Origin of the sequence: uncultured Veillonella sp. (assembly GCF_938010505.1) — a bacterium.
In the GTDB taxonomy this organism is placed as follows: Bacteria; Bacillota; Negativicutes; order Veillonellales; family Veillonellaceae; genus Veillonella.
The window spans coordinates 1-17,137 of sequence record NZ_CALLVP010000097.1 but is presented as its reverse complement, the minus strand read 5'-3'; the positions used below and the strand labels follow the sequence as shown (position 1 = coordinate 17,137).

The following is a 17,137-nucleotide window of genomic DNA, read 5'->3' as shown; positions in this document are numbered from 1 at the left end:
GTAATCAACGTATGGTAAGTGATGATTTACATTGTGCAGACTGTGGATGTACTATTTCGAGTAAAGTGTCTAATTTCTCTAAACAACGGTACCATATGCCTTTGTGTATGAATTGTCAAAAGAATCATCAATCTGTAGCATAATCTTCCTCACTATACTCTGAAAGGGGGTGAGATTATGGATCCAGTAATTACAAGAATTATTGTAGAAGCTGCTGCTACAGCTTTGCTTTACTTAATTGCAGATGAATAATATAGGAGCCATGTCGATAATACGACATGGCTCAATTTTTTTTTAGTTAATTAGCGTATATAAAATTATTATTGGATATATGCCTATTATAGCGCTTTTATTTATACTTATAGCAGTAATTCCTATATTTTCGTATAATATAAGATATATGAATTAATATAATGGGGGATAACATGGCGAAAGTACAATCAGTAGAACCTAATATTGCCGATTTGGTAAACGGATGGTTGAAAGAATATTGTTTAGACTATAAGTTAGAACAAGAGTCTTTAAATCATGAAATTGATAGAGCATTAAATGAGTATGCATCTAAAAATGGTGGGATGGGAGGAAATCGTCCTGATGCTAAATTACTATTACAAACTAAATCAATAGAAAAATGGCCCGTTTTAATTGAATATAAGGGATATAAAGATAAGCTTGTTAAGTTAGATAAAAATGGTCAAGTTGATAATCGTACAGCAAAGAATGAACCAAACTTTAAAAATATTAATAGTTATGCAGTGAATGGCGCTATTCATTATGCGAATGCAGTATTACATTACACAAGTTATACTAAAGTAATTGCTATTGGTGTAACAGGCTACAAGGATGTTAGTGGTAAGATATGTCATGAGATTGGTGTGTATTACGTATCGAAGGATAATTTTGGTATAGGTCAAGAAGTAGCTAAATACACTGATTTATCTTTCTTAAAAGCTGAAAATTTTGATGATTTTATTAATATTGTACATGATTTATCACTTACACAAGATGAGATTGAACGCCTCAAAGAAAAGCGTGAGAAGGAAATTAATGCAAGTTTAGTTAAGCTAAATAATGACATTTATAAAGATGAACATGGATTAGGTGAAAGTGATCGTGTATATTTAGTTGCTGCAACTATTATTGCTACATTAGGTGTACCAGGTAAGGTTGCACCGTTAGAAAAGGCTGATTTAAAATCATCTTCTGAAGAAGGTGAACAAGATGGCGATATAATTGTTCGTAAGATTATTGCGTTTCTTAATGCTAAGCGGATTCCTCAAGATAAGCGTGATTTGATTACACGTACATTACAAAATACATTAACTACTGTTAATATCAATAAGCCTGTTGATGGTGAAAGTCAATTAAAACGTGTGTTTACTAAGATAGTTGATGATTTAGGTATCTATTATAAAATAGGTCTAACAACAGATTTTACAGGTAAATTATTTAATGAAATGTATAGCTGGCTTGGTTTTACACAAGATAAGCTTAATGATGTGGTTCTTACACCTTCTTATGTAGCTCGATTATTAGTGCGGTTAGCCCGAGTTGATAGAGATTCATATGTATGGGATTTCGCTACGGGTTCTGCGGGGTTATTAGTGGCTGCGATGAACGAAATGATGATTGATGCTAAAAATAATATTTCGTCTCCAGATGTATTAGAACAGAAAATATTGAAAATTAAAGCAGAGCAACTTTTAGGCCTTGAAGTACTTTCAAGTGTTTATATGTTAGCAGTACTTAATATGATTTTAATGGGGGATGGCAGTTCGAATATTTTGAATGAGGATTCGATTGTTAATTTTAATGGTAAATATGGATTTGGAAAAATTAATGAATATTTCCCCGCAAATGCATTTGTGTTAAATCCACCATACTCAGCTGAAGGTAATGGTATGATTTTTGTTGAAAAAGCATTGGCAATGATGAAACATGGTTATGCTGCTATTATTATTCAGAATTCAGCCGGTTCCGGTAAGGCAGTTGAATATAATAAGAGGATTTTGAAAAAGAATACTTTATTAGCGAGTATTAAAATGCCAACTGATATTTTTGTTGGAAAATCTAATGTTCAGACTAGTATCTATGTATTTAGAGTAGGGGAAGCTCATGATAAGACTGAAATTGTTAAGTTTATTGACTTCTCTAATGATGTGTATACTCGAACAAATCGTAAGAAGGCCCGAAATAATCTAGTGGATCGCGATCATGCAAAGGAGCGATATGATGAGCTTGTAAGAGTTGTGCGCTCTGGTAAGAGTCAGCTACATTATTTGCGTGAAGAAGATTACTATGAGGGGACAATAGATCCAACGAATGGTGCCGATTGGAATCAAAGAGCGCCTATTGACATAAGACCTACATTAGAAGATTTCAAAAAAACCGTAGCAGATTATTTGTCATGGGAGGTTACAAAGTTATTTAGAGAGGATAAGACGGAGGAAGACCGCCTGGGAAAATAGATGCCTCACTGAATGCACAGTTACAAAATGTTCAGTGGGGCGAATATAAGATAAAAGACTTATTTGAAATAAAAAAAACAAAAAGCCTTAATACTGATAAATTACTTGATGGTGATAGATATGATTATGTTACGAGAACATCCATTAATCAGGGGATTCTTCAAAGCTCTAACTTTATTACAGGAATAAGGCCGAATGAAGCTAATGTATGGAGTTTAGGCCTTTTACAAATGGATTTCTTCTATCGCAGAAAAGAATGGTATGCGGGGCAATTTGTAAGAAAGATAGTGCCTAAATTTAAACTAACACCTAATATTGTTTTATTTATGACGTCTATTTTGAATGGACTAAAACCTATTCTATTATCTGTTTTAGTTCGGAATGTTGATAAAACTTTTTTAGAGTCAACAGTTTTTTTGCCACAAAAAGATAATCAGATAGATTTTGATTTTATGAATAAATTTTTATTAGAATTAGAAGCTCAACGTATAGATGATTTAAATAATTACTTAACTATTGCAGGATTAGATAGTTATAATCTATCTGAAGAGGAAGAACGAATCTTAAATAAATTTGCTACTTCAGAGATTGAATTTATGGATGTATCATTTGGTGACCTCTTTGATTGCATAAAACAGGGAAGACGCCTAAAGAAAAATGATCAAAAAGCTGGATTGATTCCATTTGTAATGTCTGGTATAACGAATACGGGAGTTGTGAATTATATTTCTAATCCAGTAGCTAAATTTCCCGCTAATTCAATTACTGTTGATATATTTGGCAATACGTTTTATAGAAATTATGAATTTGGTGCAGGTGATGATACCGGTGTATATTGGAGTAAGAAAAAAACATATTCTTCTAAAACAATGCTGTTTTTCGCTGCCTCTATGGCAAAAGCTTTAAAGGGTGAATATTCATATGGCTATAAATTAAGAAGCTCTAAAAGTTCTAAGTTGAGAATTAAATTACCTTCAATAAATGGAGTCATTGATATTCAAAGTATTGATTTGCTGATTTCTGCAGTTCAGAAAATGGTAATTAAAGATATTGTTGTATATGCTAAAGATAAAAGAAACTCATTAAGAATACAAATGAATAACTTAAATGAGGAATAATATGATTGACTTGTTAGATAATTTTGATAACTGTGTTGAAGGTACATATTATGAACGTTTTTGTACTAAAATCCAACGTTTTACTGATGAGGAAGCTGTTGTATTTGGCCTGGAGCCGAGTGTTTTAGAGTATAAGTTATATGATGAGGATGAGTTAGAAGATAAATTCCGTTCGATATGTCAACCTCCAGACAATCATACATCTGAAGATGAGTCGTGGTTTATCTTGATTTCATTTTATTTTTTTCATCACAATATATATATTCGACAGTTTCCTAAACTTTTTGAACGACCAAAGAGCTTATTGGATTTTGCTTACACTGATATTAGGCAATATGCTTTTGATAATGGATATACTAATGGAGATATGACTACTGTTAGATGGTCTATAAGAAGACAAATCATTAGAGAGTTGATTTTTGAGAGGTCTATACAAGGAGTTATACCGACTGATGAGGTTGTACATTTAATAAATATAATTGAATCCAATGCTACTTCATGGCAAATGATGAGTTTAGATGCTAAACTTGCAGCCTTAAATAATGTAATTGAACATGAGTTAAAACGCGATGGTAGATTTATAGATATACCGGATATAGATAATATCCATGATTTTGTTAAATGTAGAGAGTTTAGAATTAATACTCAGTGTATGCGTCATGGTTCAGAGGAAGCTTTGCGTAATCGTAGGGAGTTCAATGATTCGGAAAAGCAGTTTTTAGTTGATTATGGTGTCAGCTTAGTTCACTTAATTAAGCGTAATATTAGTGAAGAGTAGAACTTAAATAGACCTCTAAAATAATATTAGAGGTCTATTTATAGTGCAAAGTGTCATTCGATGGCATCCTAAAATATAATGAATTATGCAATTATATATGCTAGCAAACTGAAGACAGTGCTTGGAACTAGCATAAACACTGGATAGTTGTGCAGTTTCCTAAACTGCGTGTCACTGGTTCGATTCCGGTTAGGCGCACCAAAAAAAATAATTAATGAGCATATGTTTTTTAGTATTATGCCTTTTTAGAAGCCAAGATTTAATTCTTGGCTCTTTTTAGGTTTTGAAATCTAAAACACTGTCTCATAGAGCAGAATAGGTTTGAAAACCTCCTTTTATCGGAAATTATTCATATGCTAATTAAACATAAGTTTTATGATAAGTATTCCTTAATAATGATATAATTAAGATACATATTCAGTTAAACATTATATGTAAGCGATAGTATATAGTGGAGAGTAGTATATGAGCTTTTACAATTGGATTCAAGAAAAACTTTTCGACAATTACGAAGAGTGGCGCATGAAGAGTCCCAATTATAATCGGAACGGTTTTAACATAGTAGGCATAGATAATACCCTCAAGGCTATGGAAGATGGATTTTTTATGTATATAGAGTTATATCCTCCTCATGCTATTGATGGTTGCACTGCGATGAAGGCTCGTGTAGGGAAAACGCAGGATGCAGTAGATATATTTTTAGACATTGATCATAAAACCTATCGTATGGCTGATGTGAGTTATCCAGAAGCGGTACAGATAATGAGGGCTTTTGTGAAAAAGCGGAAATTACCTGATTCTAGTCTGTATGTAGAAGTAGCAAATCTAGACATAAAGCAGATGCGATCGACATTTACAGAGTTAGCAACGCTATTGCTAGGCAATGCTAAACAAGCTAACTCTTTTATGACTAAGGCAAAGTTAAACTCCATGGAAGACTTAGAAGATAGTTGGTGGAACCTCTATGAGAAACTGCAGTCTAAAGGTTGTGCTGTAGAGTTATCTTTGAAAATTGAATTAGAAGATTTTCTTTATCATGTGCAGAAGTTAATCCATAATAAAAATCTATGTACTGGCGAAAATTTAACTGGAGATATGTCTATTGATACGGACGCATTTGATGCGGGTCAATGTATTATGGACTGGTGCGCACATCTTAATTCTACTTGGAAAAACCATAAGTTAGTAGGCATGGACATCGGCACAGATAGTTTGGTGCTCATGGTACTTTCAAATGAGGAATTCAAAACAGCCCAAGAGCTAGCGAAAGAGCTATTACATAGAATCGATGTAGCTGAACGCTCATGATATAACAGAAATTATGATGAGTAGCGTGATTATAATGTGGCAGTATCTATAAAAGGTCGTAATTCTTAACTGTAAACAGTTTGCACCGTATAAATGTGATGAATAGGAGAGAGTATTATGAGTATTGTACGTTTGCCAGAATATGAAGCTGAGTTTGAATCTGAAGTATTTGAAATCTATGCATTGCCGCGCAGTGACGCAAATGGGGCTAGTCCTTATTTAGAGAAGTACCATAGACCATTGGTGTCCACCGATGCTATCTTAGATACTCGAACTGACGTGCTTGACCGTAGCGAAGGCATTTTGACGTGGATTATTGAGGGTCTTGACGATAGATGGGGGTATTCTTTTGAGCCTCATGGGGTCTATAAATTGTTAGTTAAGAAAGCAAAACCCTTAGAGGACTTGGGCTATATGTGCCCGTCTTGGAATAATCGCTATTATGTGCTTCAGGTGTTAGAGGAACATGCTAAACATAGCGAGTTAGAGGTGTTGTCGGCGTATTTGAAAACCCCAAAATACCTTCATACTGACAGGGGTGACTTCCTGTTAAATCGAGAGTATCAATATTACACAGCGAGAATTGATGATTATGCATTCACCCTTGATGTAGACGAGGGTTCTGATGAAAGCTGTACCGTAGCGTTGTCGGCTTTCAATAAAATCGATAATTTCAAAGACTTAGAACAACGAATTAGTGCATACATTAGTGAGCACTTATTAGACCTTGCTAATGATTGGCTCGACAATGATGACCAAGATCCGATTACGGCAGAAATATTTGCCAAGCGTATTACAATGGTCGAATTGGCGTTTCGTAACGATGGCACCATAGAGGTCTATTATGACGACGATGATATCTTCTGGGGACATTGTATCATAGCCCATATTGATGCAAATGGAAATCCTGTTGATGCGGATATTGCAGGATAATCAATTAATGGAGAGAGACGATGGGAGACATGTATAATCTAGTTAAAGATTTCTTTAGTCATGATATTGATATAAATGATTTATTTGATTCCGAAGCTATCATTTGGATTGATTGGCGCGAGGATGACGAAGATGTGGTGAACTATTTCAATGATATGATGGATAAGCCTATCGATATTCAAACCGTTAGCAATGACAAGCCCTATGGTGATGATATTGTGCTACAAAAGGGTGATAAAGAACTCTTAATTCCTTACGGTGATGAGAAAGATCGGGACGTTACCATCAAATATTTCAACGACTTCGTTAAACCTGATTATGAGGTGCGCTGGTTTGCTGAAAGCCTTGGCGATGATACGCTCGGATTTACCGTGCTTTCAGGGACAGAATGGCTAAAGCTAGAAGATGAGTTTGGTGCAGATATAGTTTGTTATTATTTTGTACCTATTGATTTAGAAAGCAACATGTTTAATCTCAGTATGAGCGAGGTTTCTGCGTTGTTAGAATTACGAGAAAATAGTGACGGTGTGAATACTGATTTTAGTACACAATTAGACTGGATTAAAATCATAAACAAAGAAAAAGCCTTAACTGAACAAAAAGAAAACGAACAAATTGACTTGAAACAGTACATGGTTGCTAAAAAAGAACTGCAACAGATTAAGGATGAATTTATAGCGACTCATGGCGAGATAGAATAAGAGCTGTTGTCCTAGAGGAGATTCATATGGCTATTGACGGAGTAAAGATAATAGATAGTGATGATGGTCATGATATTTATAATACCATTGTTGAGCGGTACAAGGATGGCGTCAGTGTTGATACCATAATTTCTGAAATCTTAAGTGAGGAACAAAATTTTTGTACTGACGAGTTTTATACAGAGATTTATTGGACTGCGGTGGCCTATTCGTTGTGGAAGATAGGACATCTACCAGATGACGTCAAAGAGAAAGCCTTAGACATAATCGCTAAGGGGCCTAATGAGTTTTGGCTAGACATCGATAGTAAGGCCCTTAAACAGCGTCAAAAGGTATTAGATAAGTTAGTCGCACAGCTACAAAGCGAAAATCCAAAGCCTATTAAGATTCGTAATTTTAAAATAAAACGAGAACCTTATTTTAAGGTGGGCGACGTATTAGCTGTTAAGTTTGAAAACGAGTATGGCACCGTCTTTGTATCTGATGTAGATCAATCACCGCGGAAAATTGAGTACCATTTAGCCTGTACGCGGCTTTTACAAGAAGAAAAACCAACAATGGAGGAGTTTCTAAACAGCAAATCGCCTGTCGGAAAGACAATACAAATTTCGGTATCGATACAGATTGCTGGTTTAATCATAAAGACTTAGGACTGTTGTTAGAGCATATAGAAATCATGGGGACCGTTGAACTATATCCGTGTAAACTGTGGAAACTGGCACCAGCAGGCACATTGGAAGATATCTATGAGGAGATTACAGATAATCCTAGGGTTGGAAAACTACGTCTCATAGACACCTATGAATTGGTAAAAGCGGTTATTGAGAAATAATCAGTGGCCGAAGGTGTTACTATATGGGCATACATATAAAGGGATGCATATAAAAGTGTGCATATAAAAGGTTACTATAAGGGTGTAAATACAATGGATACTATGACTAAAAAATACATAGAAACTGTAAAAGTCAGTGATATACCGTGGCATCGGTTAACGACCACCTACGGACGTGCTACAGATTTTCCTACAGAGCTTGATATTTTGTGGAACATGGAAAGCATTGAATCTGTTGATGTAGCTGGTGAGGACATAGCGTTAAATATTGAGCACCAATCCACATTGTGGCATGCTACACCATTTGCCATGATTTTCTTACTTCGTATTTTTAAGAAAGCCAAGGAAGAGAGAGCTCATAATGAAGTAGCTCAGTATTTAGAGGAGCAATTAGTTGAGTTGTTTACTGTGATTGCTGAGTGCATTCGAGATGGTCTTATGCTAAAGCATGCAGATCCCTTGCCAAACTTTAAGGATATGCTCAACGAAGAGTATCTTTGGTCTGAAGAATATGATGAGGACGATGACGTTCTTAGATATGAGAAAGAGGATGTATTTCCTGATGATTTATTCTTTAGTTTTTATTATTACTCCCTTCAAGTACTTTTGTTAGCTATTCCGCTATTAGATACATCTGATGAAGGGGAGGCTAAATTGTTAGGATTAATTTCTGCTAATAGGAGCGTGTAAGATGAGCTGTTTAGATATATTGAGAAATGATGCCAAGTTAGCTGAAGATTTTGATACACTATTTGATTTTCGCCTGCTAGATGCGTTGGAGGAACGTGATACGGCTGAAGGTCGATGCACATTTTCTTTGCCGGGCATGGCATTTGCTGTAGATGGCGCTGGCGGTGAATATCATCTATTGGAGGACGGATCCATAGGTTATTGGAGTAGTGAGGGTGCTGCGGGTCGTTTAGCTGAAAGTATGGATGATTTGTTCCAATTAATCGCTTTTAGTATTTGTTGGCATGATTACTGTGACTCAAGTAAGTATTCTAATGCGGCAGTACTTGAAGACTATGGTCAGAATAAGCAGTCTCATATTAGCTCTTATTCGCCGATGGAACTTTGGGAACCCATTGTGAAAGCTTTGCATATGCCCATAGAGATGAAACTTGTACCTATTTTACAGAACTTCTATGATGCGGCACATCGTGAACCTATATATGCCTGCTATTTTCATGAAGATGATGGAAGCGTTACAGAATCGGAAAATCTATTTTTCTAATGTTTAGAGGAATTTGTGAAAGGATTAAATTATGGGACTAATTGCAAATTATAGCTGTTTAAGCGATGCGAATTTAAAAGAACTTAAAGCCATGGGCTCAGAAGAAGAGGAAATTCTTGATAGCGTTGAAGAGTGGAATGACGACGATGAATTATTGCTCGATATCGACAAGATGTGGGATGTACTTCACTTTGTGCTAACTGGCGTAGGAACTGACCATAAGGATGATAATAACCCGCTTAGCCAAGCTGTGCTTGGTATGACAGCTGTTGAAGAACTATCGGATTACTTAGCGTATACTGAACACGATAAGTTAGTAGATATCGTGGCGGCTTTAGAGCAGTTTGATATGGAACAAACACTCGAATCTTTCGATATGAAAGCCTGCAAAGAAGCCGAGCTATACCCAAATATTTGGGACTATGATGAGGAAGAGGAGAAAATCAAAGATGAAATTCTCCACGATTTCGAGCAGATGAAAGTGTTCTATAAAAAAGTGCTAGACACAAAGGGCCATGCAATAGTTACGATTTGTTAAGACGCGTATGTGTATGGCGTAGATAAGGAATACAAAATGGCAGTATTAAATGAAAAGCAGATCAGAGATGGCTTCAATTATTTCTATAGGGATGAGGAGCATCCAAAGTCTGTGGTAGAAGTCTCTGAATATGATGGCGAAGATAAATTAATTATTAATTGCACACAGTTAGATGAAGGGTATTCTGCTAAAGATAAGAAACGTATTTGGCTAGAATGGTGTGATTTTCTGGTAAATAATCCAGACACTTTTACAGAACTTGTTTTTGGTACGAGAATGCCACAGGAACTGTTTAATGCGGTTTGCGCCCAACAAAAGCTCAAGAAATTACATATAAAATGGGGGGTCTATCCAGATATTTCAAAACTAGAAAATTTACAAGCACTAGAGTATTTAAGTATTGGCTCAGGTAGGAGTGTGGCAAGCATCGAACCTATTTCAAAATTAGCGAATTTGGTTGCTCTTTCTATTGAAAACTTTCAAAAAATTGATGATTATAGTCCATTAGCCAATTTGAAAAAGATTGAAAGTCTTTCTTTAGAAGGTGATTTTGCATCTCCTAAAATTCTGAATGTTCAATCATTAGGGTTTTTACGTCATATGCAGCAGTTGCGGTTTTTTAGTTTCCTTACTGCTAGAGTGAAGGATAAAAACTATTCTCCAATTTTAGAACTTAATAATTTAGAACATCTTACGTTAAAATCTTGTAAAGAGGTTAAGCAGTTGTATCCTCAATTAGTTAAGCTACCAAAGTTGAAGTATGGTACTGTATTAGAACGACCGGAATTATATGAGTAATAAATTATGAAAAGGAAATAACTACAATGGACAAAGCACGTAAAAAGGAATTATTGAAAGACTATAAAGCTAAAGAAAAACAGGATTTTCAAGATAGCTTACCTATGGACGAAGAATTGTTTTGGAATCTCTTTGACTATGTAGACGAGAAATTAGAGGCGGATGATGGTTGCGATCATAGTTTGACTTTCACAAGAGAATTTTTGGAAAAGCAGAGCGTAGATGTTGAAAGTATACTAGCCTGGATTATTAATGAAGGTGGCGGGTGTGATTGTGAGGTTCTCTACAATGTAGAAGAGAGATTTGAAGAGTAATATCTATGTAATTGGGGAGATTTTCGTATACGGCTTGTTTTTGACTTAGAGCAAACTGTAAGCAGTCTAATGTAAATTTATTTGTGATTTTGGCAACCAAGTAATCTCTGGTAAAAAATCATAGTATACTAGAAATGTTAAATACTTCCGGCGATATTAGCAATTTTGTCTAAGAAGCGCCGGCGTTTTTCGTCCGAGCTGTTTTCTGTGCCCGCCAACTGGGTATGTGTAACAGGTTTAATGCCACAGGATTTCAGAACCTGATTTTTCAATACCTTGCCATAGTCCTGAATAAACGGTGTCAAAAAGGCGGGAGTGTTGTGGGTTGTGATGATCCAGGCGGATTTTCCCTGTAAATGACCTATAAGGCCTCTTTTTCCGTATGAATAGGCAAAGCCCGCTGTAAACACGCGATCGATAAAGCCTTTGAGCATTGCGGGCATACCGCTCCACCAAATTGGGTAGATAAAGATGATATGGTCCGCCCAAGTAACTAAATTACGATATTTTTCCATGTCTGGCACAGTGCTTAAATCGCGACGTTTGTGCGTGTTATCAAATCGCAATATAGGATCGAATTGCTCCTCATATAAATCCAAGGTGTTCACATTGTGATCCTTTGAAAGATTCTGTTGCACTACTTTCAGAATAGCGCTATTAAAACTTTGATGATTAGGATAGGTGTAAATGATTAAAACGTTCATGGCTAGTTCCTTTCTGATTAATCATCGTTGTTTGAGGGAATCTGGATAATAAAATGGTATCTATATTAAGTTAAAGTCTAGTGAAGAGTATTTATTCTGAAAGTAAATGGCGATAGAATTTGCTAAGGATATATTGTTCATTTCTTCTATTTGCAGGTGTTACCATAAAGGTATATAGTATAGACATGTGATGGATATAGTCACATGTCTATTTTTTATAAGGAGGACGCTATGCAACACGTTCAACCCCGCAGTACTACGTCCGCGTTAGTACTCACAGCCGTATTGATTGCCCTCGCAACATTGTTTACCATGTACACGAAAATCCCAGTACCTGGCATTCGCGGCTATTTCAATGTAGGAGATGTCGTTATTATGACGTCAGCTCTATTATTAGGTCGAAAATATGGCGCCTATATTGGTGCTATCGGTCCGGCGTTAGCTGATTTATTCCTCGGCTATGCAGTCTTTGTACCCATCACCTTCGTGGTGAAAGGCATTGAAGGCTATCTTGTCGGTACTGTCTATAACAATAAGACAACTACCTCTGCCTTGGTAGCAACTATCGTAGGCGGTATTATCATCGTAGCTGGCTACTTTATCGCCGAATACTTTGTATTCGACCCAGGCGTAGCCATTGCAAGTATTTTAACTAATGCTATTCAAGCTGTTATGAGCGTTATTATTAGTATGATTTTATATGCTATATTACGGAGACGACTTGCGTAATAGTATACTTATTGGTATACGATGTAGAAAAAGATGTTAGTATAGTTAATGATGACACTCAAGAAAGTACAGCGCTAGTAGCGCTGTACTTTCTTTGTTTTTATTATAATTATCCATGAACTTTTAATTGTCATTATTTTCCTTAAAGTATTGATGCTTAGATAAATGGACATATTTTATTTGTTTTGTTAATATAAAACTCAATAATAATTTTATGTTGTGTGTTATGATTGGTGAAATTTTATGGTTAGAGTTTTATATTTATTTTTATTGCTAGTTGTTTTGAGTCCTATTAATGCTTTTGCTGATTATCAGAGGGACACGCTTGATATAGAACGCTCTCTTAATGAGCAGATACAGTCTCAGTTAAAGATTCCGGCTGAAGTCCTTAGAACTAAGAATGATAAAGATTATAGTTTTGCATTACAGGTAAGAACGGATTCTCAAGGACGTATTACTTCTGTTGAGTTAGATCCAAATGAGTATATATCTAATGATGAGATATATTCAAAATTAGTACAGTCTGCAAAAGATACAGTTTGGAATATAGGGGATATTGATGTTAAAGAAGAGCTTGTTATTTATATTCCATTTAATTTTATAATATCCTCTAAGGATGATGTAAATTGACAGTCTTTAGAATTCAGACTATACTATAAGTACAAAAGAGCCAATTAACGTGTTCTAGGCGTTAGGCTCATCAAAGAAATTGTGAATTTGATAAACCTAACGTGTCTAAGTATTGCCGTACTTAGTCTTAAACGTTAGGTTTATCTTATTTTATAATCAATATATTGATTATTTCTTAAGAATTAACACTACGAGGGTAGCGAATAAAATCATTAATGATAATGCTTCGTATACAGTCATAATGTCACCTCCCTCAAAAGACGGAGATGAACCCAACTCACGTTAATGGCTCTTTCGTTATTAGTATATAGCAGAAAATATTGATTGAAAAATATGGATTAATTTCGTACAACTTGTACACAAATAAAAGGGAGACTCTATCAAGAGTCTCCCTTTATTAGTTATAAATAGACTAATATTTATTAATAGATTTTTTATTGCATAGAACATAAGTTCGGTTTATAATGGAGTAGATAGCCGACGAGGTTGGGCCTCTCTTCGTTTATAAAGGGAGGGATGCTTATGAGTGAATTTGAGATCTTTTCGACTGTTCTTGGCTTTTTGACAGTTGGTATTTCCTTCGGAACACTTATTGTTCGTATTTGCTCCAGAAAAAGCAAATAGCCCTTCGTTACCGCTGGGTAGCTAGGTAAAACAAAAGGCCATTTCCTGAGTTTTCAGTTTTTGAGATGAGCCTGACGTCACTACTCGCTCGGCTATCATTTATATTATAGGTTGTATCTCATATATCGTCAAATTAGAATAGATATCCCTGAACAGTTCGAACAATGTCCAATAGAACGGGCATCATTGTAGAGCTTGCTTTTAATAATATGGTATAATACTTTCATTATGTAGTGAAAAAAGGAGATCTAAATGGCAAATTTACCTAACTGCCCTAAGTGTGGCGATGAGTACACATACGAAGACGGTCATATGTTTATCTGCCCTATGTGTGGCAACGAATGGACAGCGGCTGACGCACAAGCTGCAGCTGAAGCGGGAATCATTCGCGATGCTAACGGCAACGAGCTCGCTGATGGCGATACAGTTGTTATTGTAAAAGACCTCAAAGTAAAAGGTGCGGGCGTATTAAAACAAGGTACGCGCGTAAAAAATATTCGCCTCATAACCGATGCAAGCGACGGTCACGATATCGATTGTAAAATCGATGGCTTCGGTGCGATGGCATTGAAATCTGAAATGGTTAAGAAAATCTAATCTAAGGAATCCCTACCGATAAAAATTCGGTAGGGATTTTTTCGTGGTATAATCAACTTATAATACATATAGTAAGAGAGTTTTAAGATGAGAGGAAACTATGTTTAACCGTGTTATTTTATTGGCCTTATTAGTATCTATGATGAGTCCGATTAGTTCTCTAGCTGCAGATTTAAAGCCTGCCGACAAGCGTAATTATGAATTGCAACAACAGATTTCTTATAACGTGATCATTCCACCAGAGGCTTTTGAAACGAGTGCAGACGGAACATTAATCGTTCCTATAGAGATTAAGACGGACGATAAGGGTAATATTGTAGCTGTTGAAGCAGGTCCTAATAATTGGAAGCTAGATCGTGAAGCGTACCCAATTTTTGAGGAGGCTGCTAAAGAGGCGGATTGGGATACTAAACATGTTGATACTGATGAAGCGCTCGTTGTAACGATTCCCGTTAGTATTGTCATGTTATCTGATAACAATCTAAAGAAAGGATAAAGGAGGACTTATGGAGGCTACAAAAGATTTAGAGAGATATACTTACGAGCTTCTCGCTGAACGGGGTGTCACATTAGAGGACATTGCAGAACTTGTTTTTTATGTACAAAAACCATATATGCCGAACTTAAAACTTGAAGAGTGTAGAGATAGTGTGGCGTCTGTACTATCTAAACGGGAGGTACATAATGCAATTATTACGGGCATAGAGCTTGATAAGTTGACAGAGCAAAATAAATTATCTCAGCCATTGCAACGTATTGTTGCTAATGATGAAAGCCTATATGGTATTGATGAAATTTTAGCTTTTTCCATCGTTAATTTGTATGGATCTATTGGCTTTACAAATTATGGATATTTAGACAAGGTGAAGCCAGGTATCATCAAAAAGCTAGATAGCGAAGAAGGGGGACGCTGTAATACATTCCTTGATGATTTAGTAGGTGCTGTAGCGGCAGCAGCGGCAGGAAAACTGGCACATAATGAACCAAATCGCGTGCAACATGCTATAGTAGAAGAATAGAAGTCCGTCATATATCTACTTGTCGATAAAGTATGAGGTGGGCTTCGATGACTCATTGATAACACTTTCACAACAATTTGATGACACTTTCACAACAACTTGATAACAATTTATAGAGTTGGTAGATACTATTGATGTTATAAAGAATAAAGAGTATAACTAATATTGATTGGAAATAAATACTTTATTTTGTAGCTATATACAGGAGGAGCTATGCAAAAGGTTCTGGTAGTAATCGATATGCAAAATGATTTTGTAGATGGTGCACTTGGCTCATCGCAAGCACAGTTAATCGTAGATAATGTGCGTAAGAAAATTGAAAGCTTTGATGGCCCTATTATCTTTACTCGCGATACACATGATAGGGATTACTTGGAGCGTCAAGAAGGTAAACTTTTACCAGTGCCACACTGCGTTAAAAATACCGAGGGCTGGCATATTGTGGAGGGCTTGATTGAGGCTGCAGAAGGTCGTTCAATCATGAGCCCCGTATCCTTTGTAGATAAACCAAACTTTGCCTCTTTTGAGTTGCTTACACGGTTAGAGGGCATGGATAGGGTAAATCCTATTGAGTCTATTACGCTCATCGGCTTATGTACAGATATTTGCGTTGTGTCCAATGCGATTATGCTGAAAGCAGGCTTGCCAGAGATTCCTATTCACATTGATTCGAGCTGCTGTGCTGGCGTAACAGAGGAGTCTCATCAAGCGGCATTAACAACGATGAAAATGTGTCAGTGCATCATTGACTAACTTGTGAATCAAATTTATATAAAACTTTATGTTATTGCTGATCAAAAGTCACATAACAATTAACTAATTAAAGGCTGTAGGAATTCCTATGGCCTTTTTATGTTCGTCTTTTATATTGACGTTTTTCTATATAATGTGTACAATTAGATAAAGAATGATAATTCATATCAATTTGTTAGCTAAAATATTATATCCTAACTTCTGGTTACGTTAGGATAATCAGTCTCTTCTTGAAGTATATATGCTATGCTAGTAGATTGATTCTATATTACCGATGCAGGTGCATCGAATCGCTTTCACAAGAACGATGATACGAAACAGTTAGCATTGTTCTATGCCCTAAATTTAAGGAGGACTACTATGAAACCTTTCGAACTCGCACCATTACCGTATGCGTATGATTACCTTGAGCCTGTTATCGACGCAGAAACAATGAAGTTGCATCATGACAAGCATCATCAAGCCTATGTTAATAATTTGAACGCTGCTATCGCGAAATACCCTGATCTTCCGTATGGTTGTGTAGATTGTATTCTCGGCGATATTGCTAATGTGCCTGAAGATATCCGTCAAGCAGTTATCAACAATGGTGGCGGTCACAAGAACCACACCATGTTCTGGGACATTATGACAAAACCAGATACTTCTAAATTGCAAGGTCCTTTGAAAGAGGCTATCGACGCTGAACTTGGTGGCTACGATGCTTTTGTTGAAAGCTTCTCTACTGCGGCAGCTACACGTTTTGGCTCTGGTTGGGCTTGGCTTGTAGTTAACAAAGATGGCAAGCTAGAAGTGACATCCTCTGCGAACCAAGATAACCCTTTATTGGAAGGTAAAAAAGCAATTCTATGCTTAGACGTTTGGGAACATGCATACTACTTGCACTACCAAAACCGTCGCCCAGACTATATCAAGGAATTCTTCCGAGTTATTAACTGGGACAAAGTTTCTGAAAACTACGAAAAAGCATTGAAACCACATCATGATTAAGTGGTATACTTGTTAGAAACAGAAACAGAAACAGAAACAGAAACAGAAACAGAAACAGAAACAGAAACA

20 protein-coding genes and 1 pseudogene are annotated in these 17,137 nt (G+C 36.1%); 19 read left to right on the top strand and 2 right to left on the bottom strand.

Features of this window, described 5'->3' with window-relative positions; genetic code table 11:
• Positions 1 to 425: 425 nt before the first annotated feature.
• The 12 genes and pseudogenes from Q0507_RS05870 (at position 426) to Q0507_RS05810 (ending at position 11,022) form a co-directional block, all read left to right on the top strand.
• Positions 426 to 2,468, top strand: coding sequence for a class I SAM-dependent DNA methyltransferase (locus Q0507_RS05870; RefSeq protein ID WP_298713767.1), 2,043 nt, complete (start codon positions 426 to 428; stop codon positions 2,466 to 2,468).
• Positions 2,465 to 3,586 (top strand): restriction endonuclease subunit S, encoded by a 1,122-nt coding sequence (locus Q0507_RS05865; protein ID WP_367268453.1) that lies wholly within the window; start codon positions 2,465 to 2,467, stop codon positions 3,584 to 3,586. The genes Q0507_RS05870 and Q0507_RS05865 overlap by 4 nt, the downstream gene beginning before the upstream one ends.
• Position 3,587: 1 nt before the next feature.
• Entirely contained in the window at positions 3,588 to 4,364 is a 777-nt protein-coding gene (locus tag Q0507_RS05860) for a hypothetical protein (RefSeq protein ID WP_298713764.1), read from the top strand.
• 465 nt (positions 4,365 to 4,829) lie between these two features.
• Complete coding sequence (locus Q0507_RS05855; RefSeq protein ID WP_298713761.1) at positions 4,830 to 5,672, top strand: DUF6630 family protein; 843 nt, start codon at positions 4,830 to 4,832, stop codon at positions 5,670 to 5,672.
• A 117-nt stretch (positions 5,673 to 5,789) separates the two neighbouring features.
• Positions 5,790 to 6,605, top strand: a complete 816-nt coding sequence (locus Q0507_RS05850; RefSeq protein ID WP_298713758.1) for a DUF2262 domain-containing protein — start codon at positions 5,790 to 5,792, stop codon at positions 6,603 to 6,605.
• Positions 6,606 to 6,625: 20 nt separating this feature from the next.
• Positions 6,626 to 7,306: a hypothetical protein gene (locus tag Q0507_RS05845; RefSeq protein ID WP_298713755.1), complete on the top strand. Its 681-nt coding sequence runs from the start codon at positions 6,626 to 6,628 to the stop codon at positions 7,304 to 7,306.
• A 26-nt stretch (positions 7,307 to 7,332) separates the two neighbouring features.
• Positions 7,333 to 8,138, top strand: a pseudogene (locus tag Q0507_RS05840) (hypothetical protein).
• Positions 8,139 to 8,231: 93 nt separating this feature from the next.
• A complete protein-coding gene (locus Q0507_RS05830; RefSeq protein ID WP_298713746.1) occupies positions 8,232 to 8,828 on the top strand; it encodes a hypothetical protein in 597 nt (198 codons plus the stop codon).
• A 1-nt stretch (position 8,829) separates the two neighbouring features.
• Positions 8,830 to 9,372 (top strand): hypothetical protein, encoded by a 543-nt coding sequence (locus tag Q0507_RS05825; RefSeq protein WP_298713743.1) that lies wholly within the window; start codon positions 8,830 to 8,832, stop codon positions 9,370 to 9,372.
• Between the two features lie 31 nt (positions 9,373 to 9,403).
• Positions 9,404 to 9,910: a YfbM family protein gene (locus Q0507_RS05820; protein WP_298713741.1), complete on the top strand. Its 507-nt coding sequence runs from the start codon at positions 9,404 to 9,406 to the stop codon at positions 9,908 to 9,910.
• Between the two features lie 36 nt (positions 9,911 to 9,946).
• Positions 9,947 to 10,708 (top strand): leucine-rich repeat domain-containing protein, encoded by a 762-nt coding sequence (locus Q0507_RS05815; protein ID WP_298713738.1) that lies wholly within the window; start codon positions 9,947 to 9,949, stop codon positions 10,706 to 10,708.
• A gap of 26 nt (positions 10,709 to 10,734) precedes the next feature.
• Entirely contained in the window at positions 10,735 to 11,022 is a 288-nt protein-coding gene (locus tag Q0507_RS05810) for a DUF2695 domain-containing protein (RefSeq protein WP_298713735.1), read from the top strand.
• Between the two features lie 137 nt (positions 11,023 to 11,159).
• Here the strand turns inward: Q0507_RS05810 and Q0507_RS05805 are convergent, their stop codons facing one another.
• Positions 11,160 to 11,726 (bottom strand): NAD(P)H-dependent oxidoreductase, encoded by a 567-nt coding sequence (locus tag Q0507_RS05805; protein ID WP_298713732.1) that lies wholly within the window; start codon positions 11,724 to 11,726, stop codon positions 11,160 to 11,162.
• A 231-nt stretch (positions 11,727 to 11,957) separates the two neighbouring features.
• Here Q0507_RS05805 and Q0507_RS05800 point away from each other — a divergent pair, with 231 nt between their 5' ends.
• Together Q0507_RS05800 and Q0507_RS05795 are read left to right on the top strand one after the other, a co-directional pair.
• On the top strand, positions 11,958 to 12,455 hold the full coding sequence (locus tag Q0507_RS05800) for an ECF transporter S component (RefSeq protein WP_298713729.1): 498 nt from the start codon (positions 11,958 to 11,960) through the stop codon (positions 12,453 to 12,455).
• A gap of 243 nt (positions 12,456 to 12,698) precedes the next feature.
• The gene (locus Q0507_RS05795; RefSeq protein WP_298713727.1) at positions 12,699 to 13,085 is read left to right on the top strand and encodes a succinylarginine dihydrolase; all 387 of its coding nucleotides are present in this window, start codon (positions 12,699 to 12,701) and stop codon (positions 13,083 to 13,085) included.
• 168 nt (positions 13,086 to 13,253) lie between these two features.
• On the opposite strand, the gene Q0507_RS09765 is transcribed toward Q0507_RS05795, so the two are convergent.
• Complete coding sequence (locus Q0507_RS09765) at positions 13,254 to 13,325, bottom strand: putative holin-like toxin (RefSeq protein WP_219565824.1); 72 nt, start codon at positions 13,323 to 13,325, stop codon at positions 13,254 to 13,256.
• Positions 13,326 to 13,961: 636 nt separating this feature from the next.
• Here Q0507_RS09765 and Q0507_RS05790 point away from each other — a divergent pair.
• The 5 genes from Q0507_RS05790 (at position 13,962) to Q0507_RS05770 (ending at position 17,068) form a co-directional block, all read left to right on the top strand.
• Positions 13,962 to 14,306, top strand: a complete 345-nt coding sequence (locus Q0507_RS05790) for a zinc ribbon domain-containing protein YjdM (protein WP_004694606.1) — start codon at positions 13,962 to 13,964, stop codon at positions 14,304 to 14,306.
• A 100-nt stretch (positions 14,307 to 14,406) separates the two neighbouring features.
• Positions 14,407 to 14,802: a hypothetical protein gene (locus Q0507_RS05785; protein ID WP_298713722.1), complete on the top strand. Its 396-nt coding sequence runs from the start codon at positions 14,407 to 14,409 to the stop codon at positions 14,800 to 14,802.
• A 10-nt stretch (positions 14,803 to 14,812) separates the two neighbouring features.
• Positions 14,813 to 15,325 carry a phosphatidylglycerophosphatase A gene (locus Q0507_RS05780; RefSeq protein ID WP_298713719.1) on the top strand — a complete coding sequence of 171 codons (513 nt, stop codon included), beginning with the start codon at positions 14,813 to 14,815 and terminating at the stop codon, positions 15,323 to 15,325.
• A gap of 213 nt (positions 15,326 to 15,538) precedes the next feature.
• Positions 15,539 to 16,078: a cysteine hydrolase family protein gene (locus Q0507_RS05775; RefSeq protein ID WP_298713716.1), complete on the top strand. Its 540-nt coding sequence runs from the start codon at positions 15,539 to 15,541 to the stop codon at positions 16,076 to 16,078.
• Positions 16,079 to 16,438: 360 nt separating this feature from the next.
• On the top strand, positions 16,439 to 17,068 hold the full coding sequence (locus Q0507_RS05770; protein ID WP_120055033.1) for a superoxide dismutase: 630 nt from the start codon (positions 16,439 to 16,441) through the stop codon (positions 17,066 to 17,068).
• Positions 17,069 to 17,137 lie beyond the last annotated feature (69 nt).

What these genes read in the sequence shown, in the direction of transcription:
- Q0507_RS05780 (WP_298713719.1), top strand. Translation starts at nt 14,813, where the DNA reads ATGGAGGCTACAAAAGATTTAGAGAGATATACTTACGAGCTTCTCGCT.
- Q0507_RS05810 (WP_298713735.1), top strand. Translation starts at nt 10,735, where the DNA reads ATGGACAAAGCACGTAAAAAGGAATTATTGAAAGACTATAAAGCTAAA.
- Q0507_RS05790 (WP_004694606.1), top strand. Translation starts at nt 13,962, where the DNA reads ATGGCAAATTTACCTAACTGCCCTAAGTGTGGCGATGAGTACACATAC.
- Q0507_RS05860 (WP_298713764.1), top strand. Translation starts at nt 3,588, where the DNA reads ATGATTGACTTGTTAGATAATTTTGATAACTGTGTTGAAGGTACATAT.
- Q0507_RS05845 (WP_298713755.1), top strand. Translation starts at nt 6,626, where the DNA reads ATGGGAGACATGTATAATCTAGTTAAAGATTTCTTTAGTCATGATATT.
- Q0507_RS05800 (WP_298713729.1), top strand. Translation starts at nt 11,958, where the DNA reads ATGCAACACGTTCAACCCCGCAGTACTACGTCCGCGTTAGTACTCACA.
- Q0507_RS05815 (WP_298713738.1), top strand. Translation starts at nt 9,947, where the DNA reads ATGGCAGTATTAAATGAAAAGCAGATCAGAGATGGCTTCAATTATTTC.
- Q0507_RS05795 (WP_298713727.1), top strand. Translation starts at nt 12,699, where the DNA reads ATGGTTAGAGTTTTATATTTATTTTTATTGCTAGTTGTTTTGAGTCCT.
- Q0507_RS05770 (WP_120055033.1), top strand. Translation starts at nt 16,439, where the DNA reads ATGAAACCTTTCGAACTCGCACCATTACCGTATGCGTATGATTACCTT.
- Q0507_RS05870 (WP_298713767.1), top strand. Translation starts at nt 426, where the DNA reads ATGGCGAAAGTACAATCAGTAGAACCTAATATTGCCGATTTGGTAAAC.
- Q0507_RS05820 (WP_298713741.1), top strand. Translation starts at nt 9,404, where the DNA reads ATGGGACTAATTGCAAATTATAGCTGTTTAAGCGATGCGAATTTAAAA.
- Q0507_RS05825 (WP_298713743.1), top strand. Translation starts at nt 8,830, where the DNA reads ATGAGCTGTTTAGATATATTGAGAAATGATGCCAAGTTAGCTGAAGAT.
- Q0507_RS05850 (WP_298713758.1), top strand. Translation starts at nt 5,790, where the DNA reads ATGAGTATTGTACGTTTGCCAGAATATGAAGCTGAGTTTGAATCTGAA.
- Q0507_RS05805 (WP_298713732.1), bottom strand. Translation starts at nt 11,726, where the DNA reads ATGAACGTTTTAATCATTTACACCTATCCTAATCATCAAAGTTTTAAT.
- Q0507_RS05830 (WP_298713746.1), top strand. Translation starts at nt 8,232, where the DNA reads ATGGATACTATGACTAAAAAATACATAGAAACTGTAAAAGTCAGTGAT.
- Q0507_RS05785 (WP_298713722.1), top strand. Translation starts at nt 14,407, where the DNA reads ATGTTTAACCGTGTTATTTTATTGGCCTTATTAGTATCTATGATGAGT.
- Q0507_RS05775 (WP_298713716.1), top strand. Translation starts at nt 15,539, where the DNA reads ATGCAAAAGGTTCTGGTAGTAATCGATATGCAAAATGATTTTGTAGAT.
- Q0507_RS05855 (WP_298713761.1), top strand. Translation starts at nt 4,830, where the DNA reads ATGAGCTTTTACAATTGGATTCAAGAAAAACTTTTCGACAATTACGAA.